Source organism: Parasphingorhabdus marina DSM 22363 (assembly GCF_900128895.1).
In the GTDB taxonomy this organism is placed as follows: Bacteria; Pseudomonadota; Alphaproteobacteria; order Sphingomonadales; family Sphingomonadaceae; genus Parasphingorhabdus; species Parasphingorhabdus marina.
The window spans coordinates 1,105,787-1,117,352 of sequence record NZ_FSQW01000002.1 but is presented as its reverse complement, the minus strand read 5'-3'; the positions used below and the strand labels follow the sequence as shown (position 1 = coordinate 1,117,352).

General features: G+C 57.0%; 14 protein-coding genes. 10 read left to right on the top strand and 4 right to left on the bottom strand.

All coding sequences use genetic code 11. The features are described 5' to 3' along the window. Positions 1–30 precede the first annotated feature (30 nt). Entirely contained in the window at positions 31–528 is a 498-nt protein-coding gene (locus tag BUQ90_RS15115) for an A24 family peptidase (protein ID WP_074205954.1), read from the bottom strand. Positions 529–588: 60 nt separating this feature from the next. On the opposite strand from BUQ90_RS15115, the gene BUQ90_RS15110 reads away from it, so the two are divergent. The 3 genes from BUQ90_RS15110 (at position 589) to BUQ90_RS15100 (ending at position 2,938) form a co-directional block, all read left to right on the top strand. Then, positions 589–1,551: an alpha/beta fold hydrolase gene (locus BUQ90_RS15110; protein WP_074205953.1), complete on the top strand. Its 963-nt coding sequence runs from the start codon at positions 589–591 to the stop codon at positions 1,549–1,551. Continuing rightward, positions 1,548–2,663, top strand: a complete 1,116-nt coding sequence (locus BUQ90_RS15105; protein ID WP_074205952.1) for an NAD(P)/FAD-dependent oxidoreductase — start codon at positions 1,548–1,550, stop codon at positions 2,661–2,663. Before BUQ90_RS15110 ends, BUQ90_RS15105 begins: the two co-directional genes overlap by 4 nt. A gap of 98 nt (positions 2,664–2,761) precedes the next feature. Continuing rightward, the gene (locus BUQ90_RS15100) at positions 2,762–2,938 is read left to right on the top strand and encodes a YegP family protein (protein WP_074205951.1); all 177 of its coding nucleotides are present in this window, start codon (positions 2,762–2,764) and stop codon (positions 2,936–2,938) included. A 24-nt stretch (positions 2,939–2,962) separates the two neighbouring features. On the opposite strand, the gene rnhA is transcribed toward BUQ90_RS15100, so the two are convergent. Genes rnhA through ispH form a run of 3 tightly spaced genes read right to left on the bottom strand, consistent with a single transcriptional unit; the run spans position 2,963 to position 5,333 of the window. Next, positions 2,963–3,418, bottom strand: coding sequence for a ribonuclease HI (gene rnhA / locus BUQ90_RS15095; RefSeq protein ID WP_074205950.1), 456 nt, complete (start codon positions 3,416–3,418; stop codon positions 2,963–2,965). Then, positions 3,415–4,374, bottom strand: a complete 960-nt coding sequence (gene thrB, locus BUQ90_RS15090) for a homoserine kinase (RefSeq protein WP_074205949.1) — start codon at positions 4,372–4,374, stop codon at positions 3,415–3,417. The genes rnhA and thrB overlap by 4 nt, the downstream gene beginning before the upstream one ends. Then, the gene (ispH, locus tag BUQ90_RS15085) at positions 4,374–5,333 is read right to left on the bottom strand and encodes a 4-hydroxy-3-methylbut-2-enyl diphosphate reductase (RefSeq protein ID WP_074205948.1); all 960 of its coding nucleotides are present in this window, start codon (positions 5,331–5,333) and stop codon (positions 4,374–4,376) included. The genes thrB and ispH overlap by 1 nt, the downstream gene beginning before the upstream one ends. Before the next feature lie 26 nt (positions 5,334–5,359). Between ispH and BUQ90_RS15080 the strand changes: the two genes are divergently transcribed. From BUQ90_RS15080 to BUQ90_RS15050, 7 genes are all read left to right on the top strand, one after another. Further along, complete coding sequence (locus tag BUQ90_RS15080; RefSeq protein WP_338044544.1) at positions 5,360–6,151, top strand: hypothetical protein; 792 nt, start codon at positions 5,360–5,362, stop codon at positions 6,149–6,151. 75 nt (positions 6,152–6,226) lie between these two features. After that, complete coding sequence (argS, locus tag BUQ90_RS15075; protein WP_074205947.1) at positions 6,227–7,948, top strand: arginine--tRNA ligase; 1,722 nt, start codon at positions 6,227–6,229, stop codon at positions 7,946–7,948. 70 nt (positions 7,949–8,018) lie between these two features. Beyond that, entirely contained in the window at positions 8,019–8,648 is a 630-nt protein-coding gene (locus BUQ90_RS15070) for an SPOR domain-containing protein (RefSeq protein WP_074205946.1), read from the top strand. Positions 8,649–8,772: 124 nt separating this feature from the next. Further along, entirely contained in the window at positions 8,773–9,780 is a 1,008-nt protein-coding gene (gene nagZ / locus BUQ90_RS15065; protein ID WP_074205945.1) for a beta-N-acetylhexosaminidase, read from the top strand. Then, a complete protein-coding gene (locus BUQ90_RS15060; protein ID WP_074205944.1) occupies positions 9,777–10,565 on the top strand; it encodes a segregation and condensation protein A in 789 nt (262 codons plus the stop codon). The genes nagZ and BUQ90_RS15060 overlap by 4 nt, the downstream gene beginning before the upstream one ends. A 13-nt stretch (positions 10,566–10,578) precedes the next feature. Beyond that, positions 10,579–11,310: an SMC-Scp complex subunit ScpB gene (gene scpB, locus BUQ90_RS15055; protein WP_084192814.1), complete on the top strand. Its 732-nt coding sequence runs from the start codon at positions 10,579–10,581 to the stop codon at positions 11,308–11,310. Between the two features lie 28 nt (positions 11,311–11,338). Next, entirely contained in the window at positions 11,339–11,560 is a 222-nt protein-coding gene (locus BUQ90_RS15050) for a twin-arginine translocase TatA/TatE family subunit (protein ID WP_074205943.1), read from the top strand. Positions 11,561–11,566 lie beyond the last annotated feature (6 nt).

Sequence of the window (11,566 nt, the reverse complement as noted above, 5' to 3'; positions counted from 1 at the left end):
AAAACGACCAGATGGCGGTAGATTTCTCTTTCAAGTAAAATGGTTAAAATATCGTTCGTATAGTTTTGTCGCTTGATCCCCCCAGATCACGAACAGACCCGCAAATGATATTGCGACTCCGTACGGCACCTTTATTGGACCAGGGGTTTTGTTGATTCTGTTGCGGATCATCATTAACGCGGTGAGGACTCCGCCGGCGATCGACATCACGATCAACATCTGTACGAGAGGGATCCAATGCAGCCAGAGGGCAATGGCTCCCAGCAGTTTGACGTCTCCGCCTCCCATCGCACCAAGCGCGAAGAATCCGGTAAATATGGTAAATATGATGGCAGCGATACCAATTTGTATCAGCATGTCTGGCCACAATTGCATTCCGCTTGCGATCCAGAAAACCGGCGCACCAAGTGCGATCATGATGTTCAATCGGTTGGAAATGGTCCGACTCTTTATGTCAGTGATCGCTGCGGTAATCAGCGCAATTGCCAATCCGACCCAGAGCAAGTAGATGAAATGTTCGCCATTCATGGGACGCGTTCTAGGAAAAATGACTTACCAAATAGTAACCATGATCTGTGGAGCGCGTTTTTGAGCAACAGCGAGGCTCCGGCGTTCGATCGACGCGCCATTCCCGATACTGCTGACGAGTTGACCTGGACCGCGTCAGACGGCTGGCCAATGCGACAACTGGAATGGCAGCAGCCGGAACCGCAGTGTCGCGGATCGGTATTGTTCATGACCGGGCGGGCGGACTTCTACGAGAAATATCTCGAGACTTTCCATGATTTCCATCGTCAGGGCTGGAACATCAGTTCGGTGGACTGGCGGGGGCAGGGTGGTTCCGGGCGGTGCGGACCGCACCCGCATGTCGGGCATATCGAGGATTTTGCCATCTGGGTTGATGACCTGTCGGCCCTGTTTGCCAGCTGGCGTCAGGACCGGCCCGGTCCGCATATCGTAATTGGGCACAGCATGGGCGGCCATCTCGTTATGCGGGCGCTGGCGGAACAGCGTATCCATCCTGATGCGGTGATCCTTAGCGCGCCGATGCTGGCGCCGGTCGGCGGAGGCATGCCGGAATGGACGGCGCAGCTCATTGCCAAAATCATGTGTACCTTTGGCAGAGCCAGAAGACGCGCATGGAAAGTCAGCGAAAAGCCCCTGGAACCGGAAGTTTTGCGGCAAGGCCTGCTGACCCACGATGCCGCGCGATATGCCGACGAGTTTTTCTGGTTTGCGCAGCGACCGGAACTGCGGCTCGGTCCGGCAAGCTGGCGCTGGGTTGAACGTGCCTACAGTTCTGCCCATCACTTGCGGGAACGGAAGAAACTGGAACAGGTGGATATCCCCATTCTGTTCCTCGCAACCGAAGTCGACAGGCTGGTCGATCACGCGACGATCATGCGCGCCGTACATCTCATACCCACGGCGGAGCTCCAGCTTTTTGGTGAAGAATGTGCGCATGAAATCTATCGGGAGAGCGATGCGGTTCGCAATGTGGCGCTAGAGGCGAGCTTCCACTTTCTTGACCGGGTGGCACCCGTTGCATGACCGACTTTGACGTCATCATCATCGGCGCAGGTATCGCCGGTGCCAGCATCGCTTCGGAAATTGGCGGCGAGCGGTCCGTTCTGGTTCTGGAAGCCGAGGATCACCCGGGATATCATTCGACCGGTCGCTCGGCCGCGTTCTGGACGGAAAGCTACGGTGGACCGCAGGTACAGCCCTTGACCACCGCATCATTTGATTTTCTCAAAACGCCGCCCGCTGATTTTTCCGATTCCGGATTTCTGACAAATCGTGGGGCCATCAATATCGCTCGAACGGGACAAGAGGGGCTTGTTGAGGGATTCCTCGCCGAATTTGCGGACAGCGGTGTAGCAATGGTGCGCTGGGATCAGGATGAAATTCGCAAGCGGGCTCCGCACATCGGTGACGACTGGGGGCATGCGATATTCGAACCGGATTGCTGTGACATTGATGTGGCCGGGTTACACGGAGCCTATTTGCGAGATGCGCGGCGCAAAGGCGTGGTCGTGGAATGCAGGGCCAGGGTCCATGCGATTGCTCATAACTCTGATGGCTGGAAGGTTGCCTTCCGGGGAAGCACGGTCTCTGCACCGACAATTGTCAATGCGGCAGGGGCCTGGGCTGACGGCATTGCCGAAATGGCTCAAGTTCAGCCGCTGGGAATCCAGCCCATGCGCCGCACTATGGTCCAGCTGCGTACGGATCCCCCATCGCGGGCCGATGATCCTCTGGTCGTGGCGCTCGACGGCAGTTTTTACTTCAAGCCGGAAACGGGAGGTTCATACTGGCTGAGCCCGCATGACGAAATCCCTGACCGGCCTGGTGATGTGGCACCGGAAGAACTGGACGTTGCGTTGGCCATCGACCGGTTCCAGTCTGCGGTTGATGCCGAGATAAAACAGGTGACCCGCAAATGGGCAGGCCTGAGGAGTTTTGCCCCGGACCGGTTGCCTGTTTACGGCTTCGACCCCGAGCGGCCGGACTTTTTCTGGTTCGCCGGACAGGGCGGTTTCGGCATCCAGACCGCCCCCGCCGCCGCCAGGCTGGCCAGGGCATTGCTGCTGGATGAGCCTGTAGCCGAAGACGATGCCGATATCCCTCGGGCGCTCTACGATCCTGCCAGATTTGCTTAGCAGATCGAGGTTTTACAAATTACCCGTTGCGTCAGTCTGGCGAACAGGCAATAAAAATTTGCCGGCAAAACCGGCGACCCTAGAAGGAGACATATTTCATGGCGCACAAGTTTGAAATCTATAAAGACAAGAAGGGCGAATTCCGGGTTCGCTTCAAGCATAACAGCGAAATCATGTTTTCGACCGAAGGCTATGCGAGCAAGGCCAGCGCCAAAAATGCGATCAAGTCCATTTTGAAAAATGGCCCCAACGCCGAGATTGAAGACAACAGCTAAGGTCAGCGATCACGCTGAAACCTTTCAGGCGCCGCCCCGGATCTGATCGAGGGCGGCGTCACTTGCCAGCTGGTCGGCGCGTTCATTGTCGGCGTCACCCGCATGGCCTTTGACCCAGACCCATTCAATCTGATGCCGTGCGACGGCCTCCTGCAAATCTTGCCAGAGATCTGCATTTTTTACAGGCTTCTTCGCAGCAGTCCGCCACCCGTTTTTCTGCCACCCGTGGATCCACTTGGTGATGCCATCTTTCACGTAGGTGCTGTCGATGGAGAGCCGAACGCGGCACGGGCGCTTCAGCGCGTTTAGCGCCTCGATCGCCGCTCGCAATTCCATCCGGTTGTTGGTCGTTTCCGGCTCGCCGCCGGAAATTTCCTTTTCATGCTCACCATATCTGATAAGTGCGCCCCAGCCGCCCGGTCCGGGGTTGCCCTTGCATGCGCCATCGGTCGCGATTTCGACAAATTGGGCTTCGGTCATGCGGAGAAGACATCCGGATGTTGCTGGTAAAAGGACAACCGGTTCAGAAAGGCCATCGGGTCCTTGCGGGTAACCATCGCTTCCGGTGGGGTGTTGATCCAGTCGTAGGCGCGGGTAAGCAGGAACCGCAATGCCGCTCCGCGTGCAAGCACCGGCAAGGCTTCCCGCTCTTTCTCCGGGATCACCCGGATGGCTTCATAGCCAGCGAGTAATGCGTCAGAAATCCGGGAGTCGAATGTCAGACCGTCATCGGAAAAACACCAGGCCGCGTGGGTAACAGCGATATCATAGGCGGTGAAATCGGTGCAGCTGAAATAGAAATCGATCAGCCCGGTAACTTCGTCTCCCAGCATCAGGACATTGTCGGGAAACAGGTCGGCATGAATTGCCGATATCGCAAGGTTTTGAGGCCAGTGCTCATCAAGAAACTCTAGTTCAGAGTCGACAAGTGCTGCGAGACCCGCATGAATCGCATTCAGTCCTTCAGGACCGCAATCCCTGGCCAGCTTGTGCCAGTCCGGACGCCCCATGTCATTTTGGCGGGTGGGCTCATAGTCGGCCGTCGACAGGTGCATTCTCGCGAGAGCTTTCCCGGTTGCTGCCGCTTGGGCCGGTGTCGGATGGCTGATCGACACGCCCGGCAGGAACTGGATCAGACAGGCGGTTTTTCCGGCGAGTTGTTGAATCTGTCGTCCCTCGCGATCACGGATGGCGGGCGGAACCGGCAGTCCGGCAACAACAAGATCATCCAGAAGCCCGAGAAAGAAGGGCAAGTCATCCGGGTTCACCCGCTTTTCGTACAAAGTCAGAATGAATCTGTCTGTTGTGGTTTCCAGCAGATAGTTGCTGTTCTCAACACCCTCGGCAATGCCCTTGGCCGACACCAGAGAGCCGGCGTCATATCGGGTCAGAAACTGTTCAATGTCTTCCGCGTCAACCCGCGTATAGACTGCCATCAGGCTGCTTCCAGGCCACGCGGGAGTTTGAACACCATCCTCTCGTCAGCTGTGCGGACTTTTTCTTCCGTGATATCGAAAAACTGCTTCAGATAATCCTTCACTTCAAGAACGAGTACTTCCGGTGCAGAGGCTCCGGCGGTGAGCCCGAGGGTGTTGACGCCGTCAAACCAGCTCGTGTCGATTTCATCGGCACGCTGGATCAGATAGGAAGTTGCCCCTTCGCGCTCGGCAACTTCGACAAGTCTCAGGCTGTTGGAACTGTTGGGTGCTCCGATAACCAAAACCAGCTCGCTGGCGCTCGCGATCTGTTTGACCGCTTCCTGCCGGTTGGACGTGGCATAGCAGATATCCTCTCCCTTCGGGCCCACGATGCCCGGAAAACGTTCCTGCAAGCCCTCGACGATTGCACGGGTATCATCGACGGACAGGGTTGTCTGGGTGAGAAATGCCAGCTGGTCGGGGTCGGCGGGATCGAGCGCCTCGACATCATCAAGGGTTTCCACCAGTGTCATGCGCCCTTCCTCGACCTGACCGAATGTTCCGATCACTTCCGGATGGTTAGCATGGCCGACAAATATAATATGTCGGCCGGCTTCCACCTGTCGCTCAGCCTGACGGTGAACTTTTGACACCAGCGGGCAGGTAGCGTCCAGATATTCCAGGCCGCGCTCTTCGGCCTTGTGCGGAACGGCCTTGGGCACGCCATGGGCGGAAAAAACGACCGGAACACCGTCTGGAACTTGATCAAGTTCCTCGACAAAAATGGCACCTTTTTCCCGAAGCTGATCGACGACGTAGCGATTATGAACGATTTCGTGGCGGACATAGACCGGCGCGCCATATTTTTCGATCGCGAGTTCGACGATTTTTATGGCTCTGTCGACGCCCGCACAAAAGCCCCTGGGGGCTGCCACAAGCAAGCTAATCTGCCGCTTTTTGGGATTTGAATCTGTCATGCTTCAAGCCTTAGGGAAAAACGTGGTTGTCGAAAAGCCCATCTGTTCATCTTCTGGACGGTTGCACCATATTAAAGGCCCGGATAAGGGTTGCGGAACCCGAAACCGGCACCCTGTCTCATATGGGTGTCGTGTGGGAAGAATTGCAAGGATCGAGCATGAAACGAAACGGCATTGGCCAGCCTTTATTTGTCGCAGGACTTGCGGCTCTTACTCTCGCTGGCTGCTCCTCGGATGGTGAAATCGATATCAGCTCCGGCGTGGGTGTCTCGGTTGTCCGGTCTGGCTGTCCGGCAGTTGCGGTCCCCAATCATCTTGGCGATGTTACAGTGTTTGATCCTGTGGGAAGCACCGATGCCAGCGCCATTGATGTGGTTGCCAACATTACCAACGTGCGTTCGACCTGCAACAGTGAAGGCGCCAGAATTTACAGCGAAGCGACTTTTGAAGTTCAGGCTTCACGCATGCGGCCAGGCGGTGCCCGGACTGTAACGATACCCTATTTCTCAACCGTGGTTCAGGGCGGCACCGCCGTTGTTGCCAAACGCCTCAACACGGTGACCCTGCAATTTGCAGACGGCCAGTACCGGGCGAGCACCACGGCAAAAGCCGGATCCTATGTTGACGCTGCGGCAGCGCGTTTGCCTGAAGAAGTGATCGAAAGGATCACGCGGCGTCGCAAACCCGGAGACCCGGATGCGGCGCTGGACCCTCTTGCAGATCCGTCGGTCCGGGCAGCGGTCGCTCGTTCGACATTCGAGATGCTGATCGGATTTCAGCTGACCGAAGCCCAATTGCAATATAATGTGACCCGATGAGATCCCGTTTTCATGAAATGTGATTCAGCTTGATTTGATCGGGCTGACAGGCCCTTTGACAAATTGAGTGAAACCATGCTTTTCCATAAATTTCAGAAACATGTGAACGATGCTTTGGACGCTTTGGTTGCTGACGGAGCGCTTCCAGCCGATATTGACCGGTCCAATGTGACCGTGGAGCCGCCGCGCGATCCGGCGCATGGTGACCTTGCCACCAATGCGGCAATGGTGCTGTCCAAAGCCGCAGGCAAAAAGCCGCGCGAGCTTGCAGAGGGCATCACGGGCAAGCTGACCGCGCTGGACGACGTGCACTCTGCCGAAATCGCAGGCCCAGGCTTCATCAATCTGCGGGTCAGTCCGTCTGTTCTGGTCAGCGAATTGCAGAAAATTGCCGAGCTCGGTGACAAATATGGCCAGTCTGAAATCGGCCAGGGTGTCACCGTCAATGTCGAATATGTGTCAGCCAATCCCACCGGCCCGATGCATATGGGCCATTGTCGCGGTGCTGTTGTCGGCGATGCCCTTGCTGACCTGCTGGAAGCCATGGGGCACAAGGTTATCCGTGAATATTATGTCAATGATGCCGGATCTCAGGTCGATACGCTCGCGCGGTCTGCCCATCTTCGGTATCTGGAGGCACTGGGCGAAGATATCGGACAGATTCCGGAGGGTCTTTATCCCGGGGAATATCTCAAACCGGTTGGAGAGGCACTGGCCGGGCGTTTTGGCGACCAGTATCGGAAAGCGCCTGAAAGCGAATGGTTGCTGACTTTCCGCAAGGCCGCCGTCGAAGGCATGATGGACATGATCCGCGCTGATCTGGCGCTGCTCGGAATCCGGCATGATATCTTCTCTTCGGAAGCGGAGCTGCATGCAGCCGGCAAGGCAGATGCCGCCGAAGCGGAATTGCGGTCCCGGGATCTGGTGTATGACGGCGTGCTGGAAAAACCCAAAGGCAAGACTGTTGACGATTGGGAACCTGTGGAACTGCCGCTGTTCCGTTCGACGCAATTTGGTGATGACCAGGACCGCCCGATCAAAAAATCTGACGGACGCTGGACCTATTTCGGTGGCGATCTGGCCTATCATTTTCAGAAGGCGCAAACGGCGGATGAGCTGATAGACATCTGGGGTGCCGACCATTCCGGAACCGTCAAGCGGATCAAGGCGGCTGTCCAGGCGCTGACTGAGGGCAAGACCAGATTTGATGTTAAGCTGGTCCAGATGGTACACCTGTTGCGCGATGGCAAGCCAGAGAAAATGTCCAAGCGTTCCGGTAACTTCGTGACGATAGCCGATATGGTGGAAGAAGTGGGGAAAGACGCAGTGCGCTTCACCATGCTGACCCGCAAGGCCGATGCCCAGATGGATTTTGACTTCGCGAAAGTGACCGAAGCGTCGCGTGATAATCCGGTTTTCTACGTGCAATATGCACATGCCCGTATCCAGTCGACGCTGCGCAAGGCGGCAGAAGAAGGGTTGCATCCGTCGAACGCGCATCTGACAAAGCTGCAGGACGAGGATCTGGATCTGATCAAGCAGGCTGCGCAATTCCCCAGAATTGTCGAATCGGCGGCCTCGAGTCGCGAACCGCACCGAGTCGCATTCTATCTGAATGACCTCGCAGCGGCATTTCACGCCTATTATAATCTGGGCAATGATCGGCCTGAGAGGCGGATCCTGATGGTTAACGACCAGGAAACCACGTCTGCCAGGCTTTTCTTGGTGAAAAATATCGGGCAAACAATTCGTAACGGTTTGGCGCTAATGGGTGTGGATGCTGCCGACAAGATGTAGGCCCGGGACATGAAACCGGAACCGCAAGGCCAGCAAACACCTGATAGTGTGGGGTTACGGGAGTTTTTGAATGTCGCAGGAAAATCATCAAAGCCTGGATCTTGATGACGAAGATCGCTTGCCATGGCTGGAATCAGCTGACGACTATGAGGATGAGGGGGAATATTCCCCCGTTCGGGTCGCGATTTTCGTGCTGTGCGGGCTGCTTCTCATCGGCGGGATTGTAGGCGGCATCTACTGGCTGCAAAACAGGGATGGCGATGGGCTCAGTGGCGATGGCGAGCTGATTGCGGCGCAGGAAGGCGACTATAAGGTCCGTCCTGATGATCCGCAGGCCCGCCAGTTTGAGGGCGAAGGCGATGCCAGCTTCGCTGCGAGCGAAGGCAAGGAAACTCCGGCAAAACTGGGTACGGCGGCTCCTGTCGAGGCACCGGTCAAGAAACCTGAAGCGCCAAATGCGCCAGGCAGCGCCATGATTCAGCTGGGTGCGTTCAGCACAGCCGCGATGGCGGATAGCAGCTGGTCCGGATTTGCGCGGCGCTTTGCCGATGTTGGAGGCCTGCCCAAGAAGATCGTGCGCGGTTCAGTAGAGGGCAGCACAATTTACCGGCTCAATGCCGTGGCCCCCAGCGCGGAGCGGGCACAGCAGATTTGCAACAATCTGAAAGCCGCTGGTGAAAGCTGTCTGGTCGTCCGATAACGGAACAGTGGGGGATTCGCTGTGGATAACGGCGCTTTCCCCTTTACCGGCAGCGAGGTTTTGCCCATTGTAGCCCAGTTATGTTTTACCCAGTTTCTCGGTGTGATCCGGCCATGGTACGCGCATGAAACCCGTCATATTCGGTATGTCGGGCTTGCGTTTGACCGATGATGAAAAGGCGTTTTTCCGGGACAGCGATCCGGCGGGATATATCGTTTTTGGCCGGAATGTCGAAAACAAGGACCAGCTGCGCGCCCTGACCGACGAGCTTCGGGACCTTCATGGTCGGGATGATTTGGCGATCCTGATTGATCAGGAAGGCGGCCGCGTGGCCCGGATGACCGAGCCGGTATGGCCGAGATTCCCGGCCGGCGGCCGGTTTGGGGAGCTTTACGAAAAAGCGCCAGCAACCGCTATCGAGGCCGCCCGGCTCAATGCCCAGGCGATCGCGGAAAGCCTTCGGGAAGTCGGGATTACGGTCAATTGCCTGCCTTTGCTGGATGTCCGCCAGCCGGAAACTGTGGAAGCGATTGGCGACCGGGCGATGGGATCGGATCCAGGTCAGGTCGCTGCTTTGGGCCGGGCGGTAATTGACGGCCAGCAACGCGGCGGCGTTGTCAGTGTGATCAAGCACATGCCGGGTCACGGCCGGGCTGTTGTCGACAGTCACCTCGAATTGCCGAGAGTTTCGGCCTCGCAGGAAGAACTGGAACTCGACATTGCCCCGTTCCGTGCATTGTCCGGTGCGGTCATGGGGATGACGGCGCATATTGTTTACGATGCCTGGGATGCAGAGCATTGCGCCAGTCTGTCCCCGACCGTGATCACCGACATCATCCGCGGGGAGATCGGCTTTGACGGGTTGCTGTTTTCCGATGATCTCGACATGAAAGCACTGAAAGGCGACGTGCCCACCCGGGCGAGAGATGTTGTGGCCGCGGGTTGCGACATTGCGCTGAACTGCTGGGGCCGGATGGATGAAATGGTCGCCATTGCCGATATTCTGGGTGAAATCGGACTGCAAGCGCGCCGCAGGCTGGATGACGCCATGGCGTCACTCGAAAGCGAAGGACACGAGGCGGAACTGGCAGAACTGTTGTCCCGCCGCGATGCATTGATGGCGGCGGCATGACCACGGAAACGACAGAACCGGAAAGCTTTTTCTTTGCTCCCCCCACCGGAGATGCAGAGGACAGTTTGACTCTCAATATCGATGGCTGGGAAGGGCCGCTCGATTTGTTGCTGGCTCTCGCCCGCAACCAGAAAGTGGATCTGCGCGAGATTTCGATCCTCGAACTGGTCCAGCAATATCTCAAATATATCGCTGATGCCCAGTCGCTGAAACTCGAACTCGCGGCGGACTATCTGGTGATGGCGGCCTGGCTGACCTACCTGAAGTCGGGTCTTCTGCTGCCCAAGGATCCGGAAGTCGATCCGTCACCGGAAGAACTCGCGCTCCGCCTGCAAATGCGACTGGAGCGCCTGAATGCCATGCGCGAGGCGGGATCCCGCCTGCTTGCCCGGGACCGGACGGGTCGCGATGTCTTTCTCCGCGGCGCGCCCGAAGGTTTGCGTGTGGTGAAAAACCGGCACTGGCAAGCAGAATATTATGACCTGTTGTCCGCCTACAGCCGGGTCAAGCTGCGCGGTGAGCCGGCGGTGCACATTGTCAAACAGCGCATGGTGATGACGCTTGAGGACGCACTGGCACGGGTTTCACTGATGCTCGGAGAAGCGATTGAATGGACCGATATCAGGGATTTTCTCCCGCCCGGCGCCCCGCCACAACTGCGAAAATCTGCTCTGGCTTCCAGCTTTGTGGCTGCTTTGGAACTGGCCCGGCAAGGCAAATTGCTGATTGACCAGGAAGAGAATTTTGCGCCGTTGAGACTGAAGGCGAATGAAAATGGACAATGATGTGGAAAATGCAATGGATGAAGACCGGAGCCTGATCATCGACGACAGCAACAGCGCGGTCGCTGAGGTTGGAGAAAATCTGCGGGCAGTCGAAGCGACACTATTTGCAGCGGAAACGCCGATGACGATTGCCGACATCAAACTGTATGTTGGCGAGGACATCGATATTCGCGCTACGCTTGAACAGTTGCAGGAAGACTATGCCGGGCGGGGCATTAGCCTGATCCGGACGGGTGACCGCTGGCATTTTCAGACGGCCCAGGACCTGTCCCACTTGCTGCGACGGGAGCGGGCTGAGCTTCGCAAGCTGAGCCGGGCGGGCATGGAAACCCTCGCGATTATCGCCTATCACGAGCCGGTCAGCCGGGCCGAAATTGAAGCTATTCGCGGCGTACAGGTGGCCAAGGGTACGCTGGATGTCCTGATGGAAGCGGGCTGGGTGCGACCGGCCGGACGACGCGAAGTGCCGGGGCGACCGCTGATTTATGCAACAACAGCCGAGTTTCTCACCCATTTCGGCCTGCAGAGCCGCAAGGATCTGCCGGGGATTGATGATCTGAAAGCAGCCGGTTTGCTTGATCCGGTCGATCTCGCGCTGGAAAAAATGGAAATGGAAGCCGGTGAATCCGCGGAAGATACGGATGAGGGTGAAGTGGACTCAGACGCAGAATCGTCTGATACACCTGCTGAAGAAAGTGGGGATGATCCCACGCATTCACTGGAAAATGCGGTCGAAAGCGCCTAAGTAGGGTGCAGAGATCAGGAGATTTGTGATGCAACCGAGTATTTGGCAGATTTTAATCGTGGCGGCCTTGGTGCTGATCCTGTTCGGTCGCGGCCGGATTTCGGAAATGATGGGCGACGTTGGCAAGGGCATTAAATCCTTCAAAAAGGGGATTAATGACGAAGAGGACACGCCAACGGCCAAGCTGGACAGCAAACCCGCCGAAGTGCCCGCTGACAAGAGCCCGACACAAGACAAGACCGCTGGCTGAACCGGT

Coding starts and splice junctions, on each gene's coding strand:
- nagZ (WP_074205945.1), top strand. CDS start 8,773: ATGAAACCCGTCATATTCGGTATGTCGGGCTTGCGTTTGACCGATGAT.
- BUQ90_RS15050 (WP_074205943.1), top strand. CDS start 11,339: ATGCAACCGAGTATTTGGCAGATTTTAATCGTGGCGGCCTTGGTGCTG.
- BUQ90_RS15060 (WP_074205944.1), top strand. CDS start 9,777: ATGACCACGGAAACGACAGAACCGGAAAGCTTTTTCTTTGCTCCCCCC.
- BUQ90_RS15070 (WP_074205946.1), top strand. CDS start 8,019: ATGTCGCAGGAAAATCATCAAAGCCTGGATCTTGATGACGAAGATCGC.
- BUQ90_RS15115 (WP_074205954.1), bottom strand. CDS start 528: ATGAATGGCGAACATTTCATCTACTTGCTCTGGGTCGGATTGGCAATT.
- rnhA (WP_074205950.1), bottom strand. CDS start 3,418: ATGACCGAAGCCCAATTTGTCGAAATCGCGACCGATGGCGCATGCAAG.
- argS (WP_074205947.1), top strand. CDS start 6,227: ATGCTTTTCCATAAATTTCAGAAACATGTGAACGATGCTTTGGACGCT.
- scpB (WP_084192814.1), top strand. CDS start 10,579: ATGGATGAAGACCGGAGCCTGATCATCGACGACAGCAACAGCGCGGTC.
- thrB (WP_074205949.1), bottom strand. CDS start 4,374: ATGGCAGTCTATACGCGGGTTGACGCGGAAGACATTGAACAGTTTCTG.
- ispH (WP_074205948.1), bottom strand. CDS start 5,333: ATGACAGATTCAAATCCCAAAAAGCGGCAGATTAGCTTGCTTGTGGCA.
- BUQ90_RS15105 (WP_074205952.1), top strand. CDS start 1,548: ATGACCGACTTTGACGTCATCATCATCGGCGCAGGTATCGCCGGTGCC.
- BUQ90_RS15100 (WP_074205951.1), top strand. CDS start 2,762: ATGGCGCACAAGTTTGAAATCTATAAAGACAAGAAGGGCGAATTCCGG.